A 16188-nucleotide genomic window follows, 5' to 3' on the forward strand; every position below is an offset into this window, starting at 1 on the left:
GCGCTCCTTGGCGTCTTACGAGCCGAGTTCTTCGTCGAGGATGGCGAACAGTTCGCTTTCGCTGGCACTGTGGATGTCCTCGTCGTCGGCTTCCTGCTGGTCGTGTGGATCCAGGTGGGCGCCGAGCGTGGTCAGCAACGTCTGGATGCGGGTGGTCAAGTGCGCCTTGTCTTCTGGCTTCCAATCGGGTTGATTCAGCAGCGTTTGCAGCTCCCGGGCGATGTCATTGAAGCGTGCGAAACGGGCCATCAGGTCGGGCTGCTCGGCAGAGTTCGCAACACCGGGAACCACCAGCCGGGTGTCGAGGTGTTCGGCCAGGACGATCGGCGTCGGGTAGTCGAAGATCAAGGTAGGCGAAAGGGTAAGTCCCGTCGCGGTTTTGAGCCGGTTACGCAGTTCGACGGCGGTCAGCGAGTCGAACCCGAGGTCTTGGAAGACGCTGCCCGCGTTGATGTCTCCGGCGTTGGGACGGCCCAGCACGGTGGCAGCGTTGCGGCTGACCAGGTCGACCAGTTCGCTGTGCCGCTGTTCGGCGGACAGGCCCTGCAGGCGAGCGACAAGGCTGGTCATCGAGGCGGCGGTGGTGTCGGTCTCGTCGATGACACGCCGGATGGGGCGGGCGACCAGATGACTGAGCAGCGGGGGCAGTGTCGCGCCGTTGTCGGCCAACGCGCCGGGGTCGATGCGCGCGGCGACCATCACCGGGCGGTCGGACAGCATCGCGGTATCAAACAGTCGCAACGCCTGCTCGGTTGGCATGGGGGCGAGCCCGATTCGGCTCATCCGCGCTTTGTCGCGCTCGTCGAGGTGTTGGGTCATGCCGCTGGCCTGTTCCCAGAGTCCCCAGGCGATCGACAGTCCCGCCAGACCGTGGGCACGCCGGTAGGTCGCCAATTCGTCGAGGAAGCTGTTGGCCGCCGCGTAGTTGCCCTGCCCCGGGGAACCCACAATGCCGGCCATCGACGAGAACATCACGAACGCCGACAAATCCATATCCCGGGTGAGCTCGTGCAGGTTCCAGGCACCGTCCACCTTCGCCCGCAGCACCGTGTCCAAGCGTTGCGGCGTCAGCGACGCGATCAGCCCGTCATCGAGCACTCCGGCGGCGTGGAACACGCCCTTGAGTGGATACTGCGTGGGCAGTCGAGTAAGCAGCCCCGCCAACGCATCTCGATCGGTGACATCGCAGGCCACCACCGACACCTCGGCCCCGGCCGTTTCGAGCTGATCCACCAGCTCCGGCACGCCCTCGCCTTGGGCGCCGCTGCGGCTCGCCAATACGACATGGGCCACGCCGTAACGCGCTACCAGGTGTGCGGCCACCGCCGAGCCGGCCATGCCGGTGCCCCCGGTGATCAGCACGCTGCCGCCGGCCAGGCCGCCACCGGACCCCGTCAGGACCGGGTCACCAGGACCGTCCGGGATCGTCAGCACCACCTTGCCGGTGTGGCGGGCCTGGCTGACGAACCGATACGCCGACGAGGCCGACCGGACATCAAAAGTCTTGACGGGCAACGGCTTCAGCACACCGGCGTCAAACATCGACATCAGGTCGGACAGCATGGTCGCGGTGAGGTCCGGGCCGGCCTCGATCAGGTCGAAGGCCCGGTACGTCACGCCCGGCGCCATCGATGCGGGGTCGCGAAGATCGGTCTTGCCCATCTCGATGAACCGCCCGCCCCCGACCAGCAATCGCAGCGAGGCATCGAGAAATTCGCCGGCCAGCGAGTTGAGCACCACATCGACCCCGGCCCCGCCGGTGGTGGCCAGGAACTTCTCCTCGAAATCCACGGATCTGGTATCGCCGATGTGATCGTCGTCAAAGCCCATCGCCCGCAACGTGTCCCACTTGCCGCGACTGGCCGTCGCGAAGACCTCCGCACCCCAATGCCGGGCCAGCTGCACCGCGGCCATCCCCACCCCGCCCGTGGCGGCGTGCACCAATACCTTCTCCCCGGCCTTGAGCCCCGCCAGCTCCGACAACCCGTACAGGGCGGTCAAGAACACCACCGGCACGCTCGCGGCCTGCGGCAGCGACCAGTCGTCCGGCACCGTCGTCACCAACCGGGCATCCACAATCGCTTCGGATCCAACGACACCCAGCAAGCCCAACACCGCATCGCCGACCGACAGCCCCGGAACTCCCGGACCGATCTCGACGATCACACCGGAGCCTTCGACGCCGAGCTCGCCGCCACCGGGATACATCCCCAACGCCACCAACACATCCCGGAAGTTCACCCCGACCGCGGCCACCGCCACCCGCACCTGCCCGGAAGCCAGCTCCGCGCGGGGAAGCGGGCGCACCACCAGATCCTCCAGGGTGCCGCCGCCCCCCACGCTCATCCGCCACTGCCCCGCGGGCAACGTCGACACCGACCGCGACGGGATCAGCCGCGCCGCGTGCGCGACGGCGGAACGCACCACCAATTGCGGTTCGCCGCACGCGATCACCTCGGCAATATCCAGCGAACCGTCGGTATCGACCAGCACCACCCGGCCCGGCTGCTCGGCCTGCGCCGAACGCACCAACCCCCAGACCGCCGCGCCCGCCAAATCCGTCACGTCCTCGCCGGCCAGCCCCACCGCGCCACGAGTCAGCACGACGAACGGCCCCGCGTCGCCGCCGGCCAACCACGACTGCAACACCCCCAACGCCTCGTGCGTGGCCGCATACACCGACGCCACCGTCGCGCCCGAGCCCGGCTCCCACACCGTTACGTCTTGTTTGCTAAGGGCGTTGGGCTGCAAGGCAACCGGCGACCAGGTCACCTCCAGCAAGCCGCCGCCGGACCGGGGTGCCGCGGCCACCGCCGTAAGCTGGGCCGCCGAGACCGGCCGGACCACCAGCTCCCGCACCGACAGGATCGGTAGGCCGGCTCCGTCGGCCAGGTCCACCGACACCGCGCTCACCCCGACCGGTGCGATCCGCACCCGCGCCCGGGACGCGCCGGCGGCGTGCAGACACACGCCCTGCCAGGAGAACGGCAACATGGTCTCGGCCTGGTCGCCGACCACGCCCATCGCATGCAATGCGGCGTCGACCAGCACCGGATGGATTCCGAAACTGTCGACCCTCATCCCGGCGACCTCGGGCACGGCGACTTCGGCGAAGACCTCATTGCCGAGGCGCCACATGGCCTGCAGGCCTTGAAACGCGGGACCGTATTCGTAGCCTCGCCGGGTCAGGTGCTCGTATGCGTCGGCGATGTCCACGGCGGTCGCTCCCACCGGTGGCCATACCGACAAGTTCGCGGCCGGATTGTCCGCACCCGTGCTCAACGCGCCCTCGGCATGCAGTGCCCATTCCGAATCGGGCTCCATGCCAAGGGAATACACCGATACCGCCCGGCGGCCCGAGCTGGCCGGGGGCCCGACCACGACCTGGATCTGGACACCGTCGGACGCGGGCAACAGCAGCGGGGCCGACAGTGTCAGCTCCTCGACCACCGAGCAGCCCACCTCGTCGCCGGCCCGCAACGCCAACTCCACGAATCCGGCGCCGGGGAACAACACCACCCCGGCCACCGCGTGATCGGCCAGCCATGGCTGCGCGGCCAGCGACAGTCGGCCGGTCAGCACCACGGCGCCGGAATCAGGCCGCTGCACCACTGCGCCCAGCAAGCCGTGCTCGGCTCCGGCCAATCCCAATCCACCGAGATCGCCACCAATGCCCATCGGGGGCAACCAGAATCGTCGGCCCTGGAAGGCGTACGTCGGCAACTCCACCTGGTGGGCGCCGGAGAACACAGGACGCCAATCCACCGCCACACCCGCGGCGTGTGCCTGACCCGCGGACAACCAGAACCGGTCCAGCCCGCCGTCGTCGCGGCCCAGCGACGGAATGACGACGGCATCGTCGGCGACGGTGTTTTCGATGCCGGCGGCCAACACCGGATGCGGGCTCGACTCGATGAACACCCGGTAGCCGGCATCGCTGGCGGTGCGCACCGCTTGCGCGAATTGCACGGTCTGACGGATGCTGCGGTACCAGTAGTCGGCGTTCAGCCCCGCGGTATCGAGGGGCTCGCCGGTGACGGTAGAGAAGAAGGTGACGGCGCAGGATCGAGGCTCAATGCCGTTGAGGGCCTGGGCAAGCGGCTCACGAATGGCGTCGACCTGCGCCGAGTGCGAAGCATAGTCGACGTCGATCCGGCGGGCACGCACGCCGGCACCCTCACAACGGCGCATCAGCTCCTCGAGGGCGTGCACCTCTCCGGAGACGACGATTGCCGAAACACCGTTGACCGCAGCGATATTCAGGCGATCAGCGGAGGGCGCCAGCAGCTCGCGCGCCTGGTCCTGGCCGCACGCCAGCGAGACCATGCCCCCGGCCCCCGACAGCTGCACCAGCAGCCGGCTACGCAGTGCCACCACCCGAGCCGCATCCTCCAGCGACAGCGCACCGGCCACGTAGGCCGCCGCGATCTCGCCCTGCGAGTGGCCGATGACGGCGTCGGGCCGTACACCCATCGAACGCCATAATTCGGCCAGCGACACCATCATTGCCCACAGCACGGGCTGCACCACGTCGACCCGATCCAGCCCCGGGGCACCCGCGGCGCCGCGGATCACGTCGATCAGCGACCACTCGACGTACTCGCCGAGGGCCTTGTCGCACCGGTTTAGCTGCTCGGCGAATACCGGTGCGGTGTCGAGTAATTGGGCTCCCATGCCGACCCACTGCGAGCCTTGACCGGGAAACACGAACGCCGTCTTGCCGACGGCCTGTGCGCGCCCCGTCACGACGTTGGCGCCCGGCTCCCCCGCCGCCAGCCCGGCCAGCCCGGCCATCAGCTCGTCGCGAGTACCGACGACCACGGCCCGATGGTCGAACACCGAGCGGGTTGACACCAGCGACCACCCCACGTCGGCAACACCGAGCCGCGGATCGGCCTGCACGTGTGCCAGCAGTCGCCGCGCCTGGGCCGCCAGCGCCTCGGGCGACCGGGCAGACAACACCCACGGGGCCACCGGCATGTCGCCCTCAGCCGCAACGCTTTCCACCACCGGAGCCTGTTCCAGGATCACGTGCGCATTGGTGCCGCTGATCCCGAACGACGACACCGCCGCGCGGCGCGGCCGATCCAGCGGAGGCCACGACCGCTGCTCGGTCAGCAACGACACCGCGCCCGCCGACCAATCCACATGCGGCGTAGGCACATCCACGTGCAGCGTCTGGGGCATCACGCCGTGCCGCATCGCCTGCACCATCTTGATCACACCGGCCACTCCCGCCGCCGCCGACGTGTGGCCCATGTTGGACTTGATCGAGCCCAGCCACAACGGCTGATCGGCCGGACGATCCTGCCCGTAGGTTGCCAAGATCGCCTGGGCTTCGATGGGATCGCCCAGCGTGGTGCCGGTCCCGTGGCCCTCCACCAAATCCACGTCCGCCGGGGCCAGCCGGGCACTCTCTAGCGCCGCCCGGATCACCCGCTGCTGCGCCGGCCCGTTGGGGGTGGCCAACCCGTTGGACGCGCCATCCTGATTCACCGCCGAACCCCGCACCACGGCCAGCACCCGGTGACCCAGCCGCCGCGCGTCGGCCAGCCGCTCCACCACCAGCGCGCCGACGCCCTCGGAGAAGCCGGTTCCGTCGGCCGCACCGGCATACGCCTTGCACCGACCATCGGCAGACAACGCCCGCTGGCGGCTGAACTCCACGAACATCGCCGGGGTGGCCATCACGGTCACACCGCCGACCAGCGCCGCATCGCACTCGCCCGCGCGCAACGACCGCACGGCCAGATGCAAGGCCACCAGCGACGACGAGCACGCCGTATCCACCGATACCGCCGGGCCCTCCAGCCCCAGCGAATACGCGACCCGGCCCGACGCGACACTCAGCGTCGAACCGCGCAACCCATACCGCTCCAGGTCCCCGGGGACGCGGCCCTGACCGCCGTACGAACCGTGGAAGACACCGACGAACACGCCCGTGGCCGATCCTCTCAGCGTGATCGGGTCAATTCCGGCCCGCTCCAACGCCTCCCACGACACTTCGAGCAGCAAGCGTTGCTGAGGATCCATCGCCAGCGCCTCGCTCGGCGCGATCCCGAAGAACGCGGCGTCGAAATCGGCGACGTCGGACAGGAATCCACCACACCGGTTGTACGACTTGCCGGTCGCGTCGGGGTCGGGGTCGAACAGCGCGGCGAGATCCCAGCCGCGGTCGGCCGGGAAGTCGGTCACGACGTCGCGGCCCTCGGCGACCATCTCCCACAAGGCTTCCGGCGAGTCCACCGCGCCCGGATACCGGCAGGCCATCCCGACGATGGCCACCGGCTCGGTCGCTTCCTGGGCTAGCAAGGCCAGGTAGTCACGGTTCTCCCGCTTCAGCCGCTCGTTTTCCTTCAGCGACGCGCGCAGCGCCTTGACCAGCTCTTCAGGAGGGCTATTCATGGGGCTACGAGACGAGGCGGGATCCATACGCCGGCATCAGTGCCAGCGCAGCAATACGAGCTCCGAGCAGAAGCCGGGCCCCATCGCGAGCATCAGGCCCGGGCTTGCGCTGGGCGGCTTCTTGGCGATGGTGTCGCGCAGCACGTGCAGCACCGACGCCGACGAGAGGTTGCCGATCTCGCCGAGCGATCGCCAGGTGAGTTCCAGGGCGTCCGGCGGCAGGCTGAGTGCCGCGGTGATCGCCTCGATGACCTTGGGACCGCCGGGGTGGCTGACAAAGGCGCCGACGTCGGTCGGGGTCAGGCCGTGCGCCCCCAGGAAACCGGTGACGTCGTCTTCGATGTACTGCTCGACGACGGCCGCGACGTCCTTGGACAGCACCAGCTCGAAGCCCTCGGTGCCGACGTCGTAGCCCATGGTGCGCAGCGAGTCCGGGTAGAGGTGGCTGCGCGAATCCAGCACGTCCGGGCCGCCGGCGCCGATCGCCGCCGCGCGGTCCGCACCGACGGCAACCACGGATGCGGCGCCGTCAGCAAACAGGGCGCTGCCGACCAGACCGGCCAGCGAGGGCTTGTACCCGGGGTAGGTCAGAGAGCAGAGCTCGACCGAAATCAGGGCGGCCACGCCATCGGGGTCGCCGCGCAGATAGTCGTTCAGCCGGGCCACGCCGGCCGCCCCGGCCACGCAGCCGAGGCCGAACAGCGGCACCCGCCGTACGTCGTCGCGCAGCCCCAGCCGCCCGGCGATCCGGGCGTCGATGGACGGGATCGCGAGTCCGGTGACCGTCGTCGTGAACAGCACGTCGACGTCACGCGGCTGCAGCCCCGCGTCGTCCAGCGCGCCGGAGAGCGCCTGACTACCCAGCTCGACGGCATTGTCGATGTAAATCTGATTCGCCACGCCGAAGTCGGTCAGCCGGGGATAGCGCTCCAGCGGGATGACCAGGTGACGGCTGTTGACCTTGGCGCTGGTGTGCAGCTGCCGAACGATGTCCTCGTAGTCCTCGAAGCCCGGAATGCTGAGGAAGAAGTCAGTGAGTTCTCGTTGGGAATAGCGATACGGCGGCAATGCACCGAATACGCCTGCGATGACGCTCATTGGTCCCACCCCTTGGTGACGAACATGCAGGTCGACGGGTTCAAGCCTGTGGCTACGAGCCGCAAGTTTATTCCTTTTGCGCAACCAGCGCCGCAATACGGCCCTGACCTGAGAGAATGGCCACAGCAAACCGCGATAATTCGGCGCGAGTCAGGCCCCGACCTGCCGCCGCACCCGCAACCGCAGCTCCTCGCAATTTTCCAGCACGCCGCGCAATTGGTCGGCCACCCGGCCGGGCGCGGTGCCCCCGCGGGCGTCCCGGGAGGACACCGAGCCCTCGATGGTCAGCACCTCGCGGACCTGGGACGTCAGCTCGGGGCTGATGGCCGCCAATTCGTCGTCGGTCAGCTCCTCGAGCCCGACGCCGCGGCCCTCGGCCGTACGCACGGCCGCACCCGCGGCCTCGTGCGCCGACCGGAACGGCACTCCCTGCCGCACCAGCCACTCGGCGATATCGGTGGCCAACGTGTAACCGGCCGGGGCCAACTCCGCCATCCGCTCGACGTGGAAGGTCAGGCTGCTCACCAGCCCGGCCATCGCCGGTAGCAGCAGCTCCAGCTGGGCGACCGAATCGAAGACCGGCTCCTTGTCTTCCTGCAGATCACGGTTGTAGGCCAGCGGCTGCGCCTTGAGCGTCGCCAGCAGCCCGGCCAGATTCCCGATCAGCCGCCCCGACTTGCCGCGGGCCAGCTCAGCGATGTCGGGGTTCTTCTTCTGCGGCATGATCGAGCTGCCGGTCGACCAGGAGTCGTGCAGCGTGACGTAGCCGAACTCGGTCGAGCTCCAGATGATGATGTCCTCGGCCAGCCGGGACAGGTCGACGCCGATCATGGCCAGGACGAACGCCGCCTCGGCGGCAAAGTCGCGGGCGGCCGTCGCGTCGACGGAGTTGGGGGCGGCGGTGGCGAAACCCAGCTCCGCGGCGATCGCGTCGGGATCCAGGCCCAGCGACGAGCCGGCCAGCGCTCCCGAGCCGTACGGCGACACCGCCGCGCGCTTGTCGAAGTCGGCGAGGCGATCCACGTCGCGCAGCAACGGATGCGCGTGCGCGAGCAGGTGGTGGGCCAGCAAGATGGGCTGGGCGGACTGCATGTGCGTCTTGCCGGGCATGATCGCCGTCGGGTGAGCGTCGGCCTGCGCGGCCAGCGCGCCGACGACGTCCAGCGCCCCGGCGGCGACCCGGCGCACCGCGTCGCGCAGCCACATCCGGAACAGCGTGGCCACCTGGTCGTTGCGGGACCGCCCGGCCCGCAGCCGCCCGCCCAGATCCGGCCCCACCCGATCGATCAGTCCACGCTCCAGCGCGCCGTGCACGTCCTCGTCGGTGACCAGCGGGCCGAAACTGCCGTCGGCGATGTCCTCGGCCAGGCTGTCCAGGCCGACCAGCAGCCCGTCGCGCTGCTCCTCGGTGAGCAGCCCCGCCCGAAACAGCACGATCGTGTGCGCCCGCGAGGCGATGATGTCGTAGGGCGCCAGCACCCAGTCGAAGTGTGTCGACTTACTCAGCGCGGCCAGCGCGGCCGACGGACCATCGGCGAACCGCCCGCCCCACAGGGATCCCTCGTTGGTGCTCACGCCGCCCTCACGCTGCCGTCACGCCGCCGCGAGTGTGAATCCTGCGACGGCTTGACGGCGTGTCTCGTCGTAAAATTCACACTCACGCCTCGCCGGCCAGGTCCCGGCGCGCCGACAGCTTGGACGACAGTCCGTGCACATAGACGAAGCCCTTGGCCGCCGACTGGTCGAAGCTGTCGCCCTCGTCGTAGGTGGCCAGATTGAAGTCGTAGAGCGATTCCGAGCTGCGCCGGCCGTTGACCGCAATGTGCCCGCCGTGCAACACCATTCGTATCTCGCCCGACACATGCTCCTGGGTCTTGGCGACGAAACTCTCCAGGGCGACCTTCAGCGGCGAGAACCACAGCCCGTCGTAGACCAGCTCGGCCCAGCGCTGGTCGGTGGTCCGCTTGAAGCGGCCCAATTCGCGCTCGAGGGTGACATGTTCGAGTTCGGCGTGCGCGGTGATCAACACCATCGCGCCGGGCGCCTCGTAGATCTCGCGGCTCTTGATGCCCACCAGGCGGTCCTCGACGACGTCCAGGCGCCCGACCCCCTGGGCGCCGGCGCGCCGGTTGAGCTCCACGATGGCCTCCAGCACCGACACCGGCTTGCCGTCGATCGACACCGGGACACCCCGTTCGAAGCCGACGATCACCTCGTCGGGCGTGCTCCAGTTGAGGGTCGGGTCCTCGGTGTAGTCGTACACGTCCTTGGTGGGTGCATTCCAAAGGTGTTCCAGGAAGCCGGTTTCCACCGCACGGCCCCACACGTTCTGGTCGATGGAGAATGGCGAGCGCTTGGTGACGTTGATCGGGATCGCGTTCTCCTCGGCGAACGCGATCGCCTTCTCCCGCGTCCACGCATAGTCGCGGACCGGCGCGAGCACCTCCAAATCCGGTGCCAGCGAACCGAATCCAACTTCGAACCGGACCTGGTCGTTGCCCTTGCCGGTGCAGCCGTGCGCGACGATGCCACCGCCGTACTTGCGGGCCGCCGCGACCAGATGCTTGACGATCAGCGGCCGGCTGATCGCGGACACCAGCGGGTAGCGGTCCATGTACAGCGCGTTGTTCAGCACCGTCGGCAGGCAGTAGCCCTCGGCGAACTCGTCGCGGGCATCGACGACGACCGCTTCGACCGCACCGCAGTCCAGCGCGCGCTGGCGCACCAGTTCCATGTCCTCGCCGCCCTGGCCGAGGTCGATCGCGACCGCTACGACCTCACGGCCGGTCTCCTTGCCTATCCAGCTGATCGCCACCGAGGTGTCCAGACCGCCGGAATACGCCAGGATGACGCGCTCTGACATGAATCAATCTCCTATTTCAAGTTTTCTAAAGTTCGGGCCAGCTCGGCGCCGCTCATCGGCTCCCGAGCGGCCACGAACAGAGTGTCGTCTCCGGCGATGGTGCCGACGACGTACGGTAACGCCGCACGATCGATTGCGCTGGCCAAATAGTCAGCTGCGCCGGGCGGAGTGCGCAGCACCGCGAGATTCGCGCTGGCATCGGTGGACACCAGCAGCTCGCTCAGCAGTCGCGACAAGCGCGCGGTCCCGCCGGAGACGCCGCGCACCGGGCTGCCGTCCTCCGGCACGACGTAGACCCCGACGCCGCCGTCGGCGCCGCGCAGCTTCACCGCGCCGAGCTCTTCGAGATCGCGCGACAGCGTGGCCTGGGTGACGTCGATACCCTCGTCGGCCAGCAGCCCGGCGAGTTCGCTTTGGCTGCGCACCGGCGCCGACGAGAGGATCGCCACGATCCGGGCCTGACGCCCGGCCCGGGTGATGTCGGCAGTGGCCTTGCTGCGCGTCATCGCGACCGCTCCAGCAGCCACACCAACAGCGCCTTCTGGGCATGCAGCCGGTTCTCGGCCTCGTCGAAGACCACGCTGGCCGGTCCGTCCATCACCTCGTCGGTGATCTCGTCGCCGCGGTGGGCCGGAAGACAGTGCAGCACAATGGCTTCCGGTTTCGCCAGCCCCAGCAGGCGTGCGTTGACCTGGAACGGCCGAAACGGTTCGACCCGGTCCAGCCCGTCGGCTTCCTGTCCCATCGACGTCCAGGTGTCGGTCACCAAGACGTCGGCGCCCGCGGCGGCCGCGTCGGCATCGGCTGTCACGCTGACCGAAGCGCCGGTCGCCGCGGCGCGCTGCTCGGCGGCGGCCAGCACGGCGGGGTCCGGCGTGAAGCCCTCCGGCGCCGCGATCGTCACGTGCATGCCGGCGGTAACCGCGCCGAGCATCAGCGAATGTGCCATGTTGTTGGCGCCGTCGCCGAAGTAGGACAGCGACAAACCGCGCAGCGACCCCTTGTGCTCGGCGATGGTCTGCAGATCGGCCAGCACCTGGCAGGGGTGGAACTCGTCGGACAGCGCGTTGACCACCGGCACCGTCGCGGTCGAGGCCATCGCCTCCAGCCGCTCCTGCCCGAAGGTCCGCCACACGATCGCGTCGACGTAACGGGACAGCACCTGCGCGGTGTCCTGCAGTGTCTCGTCGCGGCCCAGCTGGGTCTTGCTGCTGTCGACGACGACGGGGTGCCCGCCCAGCTGCGCGATACCCACCTCGAAGGAGAAGCGGGTCCGGGTGGAGTTCTTGTCGAACAACACCGCGACCCCGCGCGGCCCGTCCAGCGGGCGACGGCTGTACGGGTTCTTCTTCAGCTCGGCGGCCAGCTCGAGGACCTCGGCCTGTTCGGCCGGGGACAGGTCGTCGTCGCGCAAGAAGTGCCGGGTCATGCCGCGGCCTTGTCCAGGATCGCGGGCAGCGCCGTGAGGAAGCTGTCGATCTGGGCGTCGGTGATCACCAGCGGCGGCGCCAACCGGATGACGTCGGCTCCCGTTGCGTTGACCAGGAATCCGGCCTCGCGCGCGGCGGCCTCGACGGCCTTGGCCCGTGGCTCGGTCAGCACCACGCCGCACAACAGCCCGCGGCCGCGGGTGTGGTCGATCAGCGGGTGGCCCAGCGATTCGATGCCCTGGCGCAGCGACTTGCCCAACATCTCGGCGCGCCGGATCAGGTCGTCGTCGACGAGTACCCGCAGCACCGCGCGTGCGGCGGCGGTACACACCGGGTTGCCGCCGAACGTGCTGCCGTGCAGGCCGGGTGTCAACAGGTCGGCAGCGGGCCCGATGGCCAGCACCGCTCCGATCGGCAGTCCGCCGCCGAGCCCCTTGGCCAGCGTCACCACATCGGGGGTGATGCCGTCGTGCTGGTGGGCGAAAAAGGCTCCGGTGCGCCCGATTCCGGTCTGCACCTCGTCGAGCACGAGCAGGGCGCCGTGCCGCGCCGTGATCTCGCGCGCCGCGGCCAGGTAGCCCGGCGGCGGGACGACGACACCGCTCTCCCCCATGATCGGCTCCAGGAATACCGCCGCGGTCTGGTCGTCGACGGCGGCCGCCAGCGCATCGGCGTCACCGTAGGGCACGTGCGTGATGTCGCCGGGCAACGGCTCGAACGGCGCCTGCTTGGCCGGCTGGCCGGTCAGCGCCAGCGAACCCATCGTTCGGCCGTGGAAACCCTCTTGCGCGGCAACCAATTTCGTGCGGCCGGTGAGCCGCGACATCTTGAATGCCATCTCGTTGGCCTCGGTGCCCGAGTTGCAGAAGAACACCCGGGTCACGGTATCGGTGCCCAGCAGGGCCACCAATTCCTCGGCCAGCGCGACACCGGGTTCGGTGGCGTACAGGTTCGAGGTGTGCCCCAGCGTCGACAGCTGTTGCGTGACAGCCTCAATGACGGCCGGGTGGCCGTGGCCGAGCACGTTGACCGCGATGCCGGCCAGCAGGTCCAGGTAGCTCTTGCCGTCCACGTCGGTGACCACCGCGCCCGCACCACTGGCCAGCGCGATCGGCGGGGTGCCGTAGTTGTTCATCATCACGGCTTCCCACCGCTGCCGCATGGTGTCGGTCTGACTCACGCCGGGACCACCTTGGTGCCGGTCCCGGCGTGGGTGAACAGCTCGACCAGCACGCAGTGCTTGACCCTGCCGTCGATGACGTGTGCGCTGGGCACGCCCGCGGTGACGGCCCGCAGACACGCTTCGATCTTCGGGATCATGCCCGCCTCCAATGTGGGTAGCAGTTGCGCCAATGTGGCGGTGTCGATTTCGCTGACCAGCGAATCGCGATCCGGCCAGCTGGTGTACAGGCCCTCGACATCGGTGAGCATCAACAGCTTTTCGGCGCCCAGCGCCTCGGCCAGCGCGGCCGCGGCGGTGTCGGCGTTGATGTTGTGCACCACGCCCTCGGCGTCGGGCGCAAGCGTCGAGACCACCGGAATGCGCCGCGCCGCAATCAGATCCAGCACCGCGGCGGTGTTGACCTTGTCGACGTCACCGACCAGGCCGATGTCGGTGGCCACTCCGTCGACGGTGACGCTGCGCCGCACCGCGGTGAACAGCTGAGCGTCCTCGCCGGTGATGCCGACGGCGTACGGTCCGTAGGCATTGATCAGGTTGACCAGTTCGCGGCCCACCTGTCCGAACAGCACCATCCGCGCGACGTCGAGCACTTCCGGTGTGGTGACCCGGAATCCGCCCTTGAAGTCACTCTTGTCGATGCCGAGCCGGCGCAGCATCGCGGTGATCTGCGGGCCGCCGCCGTGCACGACGACGGGATGGATTCCGCAGTTGCGCAGGAACGCCATGTCGGCGGCGAAGGCCTGGCGCAGCGTCTCGTCGGTCATCGCGTTGCCGCCGTATTTGACCACGACGATCTTGCCGTGCAACTGGATGAGCCAGGGCAGTGCTTCGGCGAGCACTTGTGCCTTGACTTGCGTGGACAGTTCGTCGGTGTTGATGTTCGTCGTCATGTGCTGTAGGCCGAGTTCTCTTCGACATAGGCATGCGACAGGTCGGTGGTCCGGATCGACGCTTGACCGACGCCCAGGCCGAGGTCGACGGTGACGTCGATGTCGGTCCCGGACAGGTCCACGTCGCGCGAGCCCGGAGCCCCTGCCCCGTTGACGCAGACGGTAAACCCGTTGAACGACACGGTGATTCGATCAGGATCGACGAAGACCCCCGGCGCCAGGCCGACGGCGGCCACCACCCGGCCCCAGTTGGGGTCCGAGCCGAACATCGCGGTCTTGACCAGGCTGTCGCGGGCGACCGCGCGGGCGGCCGTCACGGCGTCGGCCTCGGAGGAAGCGCCGGTCACCGTCACGGTGACCCGCTTGGTCACCCCCTCGGCGTCGGATTGCAGCTGAAGACACAGGTCGTCGCAGACCTGCCGCACGGCGTCGTCGAGCTCGGCCTGAGACGGCGTGATTCCACTGGCACCGGAGGCCAGCAGCAGCACGGTGTCGTTGGTGGAGCAGCAGCCGTCGACGTCGAGCCGATCGAAGGTGCGCGCGGTCGCGGCGCGCAGCGCGTGGTCGAGGGTCGCGGAGTCGGCGACCGCGTCGGTGGTCAGCACACACAGCATGGTGGCCAGCGACGGCGCGAGCATGCCCGCGCCCTTGGCCATCCCGCCGACCGTCCAGTTGCTTTGATGATGCAGCGCAACCTTTTTGGGCACCGTGTCGGTGGTCATGATCGCCTGGGCGGCCTCGTCGCCACCACTGAGCCCGCCGTGCATCTCGTGCACGATGTGCGTGACGCCGCCGAGCACCTTATCCATCGGCAGCCGGTCGCCGATCAGCCCGGTGGAGCACACCGCGATCTCGACGGCCCCGGTCTCAGTTCCCCAGTCCGACAATGCGCTGGCAACCGCCTCCGCGGTGGTGTGGGTGTCCTGGAATCCGCCGGGCCCGGTGCAGGCGTTGGCACCGCCGGAGTTGAGGATCACCGCGCGCAGCCGACCGGTGGTGAGCACTTGCTGGGTCCACAGCACCGGCGCGGCCTTGACCTGGTTGCGGGTGAACACCCCGGCGGCCGCATAGTCGGGTCCTTCGTTGAACACCAGCGCGAGGTCACGTGCACCGGAAGCCTTGATCCCGGCCGCGATTCCGGCCGCCCGAAAGCCGGCGGCCGCGGTGACACCCTGGGTGCGCACCAACCGCGCAGCGGACGCCTCGGCGGGCTCTTCAGCAGCGATGTCGGTCATGGCGCCACCCCGACCACCGAAAGTCCTTCAGTCTCCGGCCAACCCAGCGCCAGGTTCATCGACTGCACGGCGGCACCGCCGGTCCCCTTGACCAGATTGTCGATCGCGGCGATCGCGACGAGCGTCTCGGCGTCCTCGTCGACCGCGACGGCGATGTGCGCGGCGTTGCTGCCGATCACCGAGCCGGTGCGGGGCAGCTGCCCCTCGGGCATCAGGTAGATGAAAGGCTCGGCGTCGTAAGCCTTTTCGTATGCCGCCCGCACTTGCGACAGCGGCGCCTTGGTGCGCGCGGTGCAGGTGGCCAGGATGCCGCGGGAGGTCGGGATCAGCACCGGGGTGAACGACACCGTGACGTCGCGATCGGTGACGGCCCGCAGCCCCTGGGCGATCTCGGGCGTGTGCCGGTGGGCGCCGGCGATGTTGTAGGCCCGAGCCGATCCGATGACCTCGGAGCCGAGCAGATCGGGTTTGGCAGCGCGGCCGGCTCCAGAGGTGCCGCTGACGGCGACCACGGTGACGGCCGGTTCGACCAAATCCTCGGCCACCGCGGGCAGCAATGCCAGCAGCGCCGCGGTCGGATAGCAACCCGGCACCGCGATGCGGCGCGTGCCGCGCAGCCGCTCCCGGGCGCCGGGCAACTCCGGCAGGCCGTAGGGCCAACTGCCGGCATGCGGGGATCCGTAAAACCGTTCCCACGCGGCGGGATCGGTGAGCCGGAAGTCCGCGCCGCAGTCGATGACCAGGGCCTCGGGGCCGAGCTGTTCGGCCAGCGCCGCCGAATGTCCATGCGGCAAGCCCAGGAAGACCACGTCATGTCCACGCAGCACGTCGAGCTCGGTGGGCTCGACCACGCGCTGGGCCAGCGGTGTCAGATGCGGGTGGTGCTCGCCGAGCGAGCTGCCGGCGCTCGCCGCGGCGGTCACCGAGCCGATCGTCAGCCGGCCGTCGGCGTAGGCCGGGTGCCCGAGCAGCAGGCGCAGAATCTCCCCGCCGGCATAACCGCTGGCACCGGCAACCGCCACCCGTATCACGTCGGCCATTTCGCCAATTCTGCATGGTTATGCGATTCATTGCAAATTCATAC

At 69.0% G+C, this 16188-nt stretch carries 10 protein-coding genes; all 10 read right to left on the reverse strand.

All coding sequences use genetic code 11. The features are described from left to right. Positions 1–15: 15 nt before the first annotated feature. The 10 genes from SKC41_RS19885 to argC all read right to left on the reverse strand — a co-directional run bounded on the left by SKC41_RS19885 (position 16) and on the right by argC (position 16144). Positions 16–6405: an SDR family NAD(P)-dependent oxidoreductase gene (locus tag SKC41_RS19885; RefSeq protein WP_330979381.1), complete on the reverse strand. Its 6390-nt coding sequence runs from the start codon at positions 6403–6405 to the stop codon at positions 16–18. A gap of 36 nt (positions 6406–6441) precedes the next feature. Then, complete coding sequence (locus SKC41_RS19890) at positions 6442–7503, reverse strand: type III polyketide synthase (RefSeq protein ID WP_330979382.1); 1062 nt, start codon at positions 7501–7503, stop codon at positions 6442–6444. Between the two features lie 150 nt (positions 7504–7653). Beyond that, positions 7654–9078: an argininosuccinate lyase gene (gene argH / locus SKC41_RS19895; protein WP_330979383.1), complete on the reverse strand. Its 1425-nt coding sequence runs from the start codon at positions 9076–9078 to the stop codon at positions 7654–7656. 82 nt (positions 9079–9160) lie between these two features. Continuing rightward, positions 9161–10366, reverse strand: a complete 1206-nt coding sequence (locus tag SKC41_RS19900) for an argininosuccinate synthase (protein ID WP_330979384.1) — start codon at positions 10364–10366, stop codon at positions 9161–9163. 11 nt (positions 10367–10377) lie between these two features. Beyond that, positions 10378–10872, reverse strand: a complete 495-nt coding sequence (locus SKC41_RS19905; RefSeq protein ID WP_330979572.1) for an arginine repressor — start codon at positions 10870–10872, stop codon at positions 10378–10380. Continuing rightward, the gene (argF, locus tag SKC41_RS19910; protein WP_330979385.1) at positions 10869–11795 is read right to left on the reverse strand and encodes an ornithine carbamoyltransferase; all 927 of its coding nucleotides are present in this window, start codon (positions 11793–11795) and stop codon (positions 10869–10871) included. Before argF ends, SKC41_RS19905 begins: the two co-directional genes overlap by 4 nt. Next, positions 11792–12958, reverse strand: a complete 1167-nt coding sequence (locus SKC41_RS19915; RefSeq protein WP_330979573.1) for an acetylornithine transaminase — start codon at positions 12956–12958, stop codon at positions 11792–11794. The genes argF and SKC41_RS19915 overlap by 4 nt, the downstream gene beginning before the upstream one ends. A 14-nt stretch (positions 12959–12972) precedes the next feature. Then, the gene (gene argB / locus SKC41_RS19920; RefSeq protein WP_330979386.1) at positions 12973–13869 is read right to left on the reverse strand and encodes an acetylglutamate kinase; all 897 of its coding nucleotides are present in this window, start codon (positions 13867–13869) and stop codon (positions 12973–12975) included. Further along, complete coding sequence (gene argJ, locus SKC41_RS19925; RefSeq protein WP_330979387.1) at positions 13866–15104, reverse strand: bifunctional glutamate N-acetyltransferase/amino-acid acetyltransferase ArgJ; 1239 nt, start codon at positions 15102–15104, stop codon at positions 13866–13868. The genes argB and argJ overlap by 4 nt, the downstream gene beginning before the upstream one ends. Continuing rightward, the gene (gene argC, locus SKC41_RS19930; RefSeq protein WP_330979388.1) at positions 15101–16144 is read right to left on the reverse strand and encodes an N-acetyl-gamma-glutamyl-phosphate reductase; all 1044 of its coding nucleotides are present in this window, start codon (positions 16142–16144) and stop codon (positions 15101–15103) included. Before argC ends, argJ begins: the two co-directional genes overlap by 4 nt. Positions 16145–16188 lie beyond the last annotated feature (44 nt).

It is taken from the genome of Mycobacterium sp. 050128 (genome assembly GCF_036409155.1).
In the GTDB taxonomy this organism is placed as follows: domain Bacteria; phylum Actinomycetota; class Actinomycetes; order Mycobacteriales; family Mycobacteriaceae; genus Mycobacterium.

Coding starts and splice junctions, on each gene's coding strand:
- argJ (WP_330979387.1), bottom strand. CDS start 15,104: ATGACCGACATCGCTGCTGAAGAGCCCGCCGAGGCGTCCGCTGCGCGG.
- argC (WP_330979388.1), bottom strand. CDS start 16,144: ATGGCCGACGTGATACGGGTGGCGGTTGCCGGTGCCAGCGGTTATGCC.
- argF (WP_330979385.1), bottom strand. CDS start 11,795: ATGACCCGGCACTTCTTGCGCGACGACGACCTGTCCCCGGCCGAACAG.
- SKC41_RS19890 (WP_330979382.1), bottom strand. CDS start 7,503: ATGAGCGTCATCGCAGGCGTATTCGGTGCATTGCCGCCGTATCGCTAT.
- SKC41_RS19915 (WP_330979573.1), bottom strand. CDS start 12,958: ATGCGGCAGCGGTGGGAAGCCGTGATGATGAACAACTACGGCACCCCG.
- SKC41_RS19885 (WP_330979381.1), bottom strand. CDS start 6,405: ATGAATAGCCCTCCTGAAGAGCTGGTCAAGGCGCTGCGCGCGTCGCTG.
- SKC41_RS19900 (WP_330979384.1), bottom strand. CDS start 10,366: ATGTCAGAGCGCGTCATCCTGGCGTATTCCGGCGGTCTGGACACCTCG.
- argB (WP_330979386.1), bottom strand. CDS start 13,869: ATGACGACGAACATCAACACCGACGAACTGTCCACGCAAGTCAAGGCA.
- SKC41_RS19905 (WP_330979572.1), bottom strand. CDS start 10,872: ATGACGCGCAGCAAGGCCACTGCCGACATCACCCGGGCCGGGCGTCAG.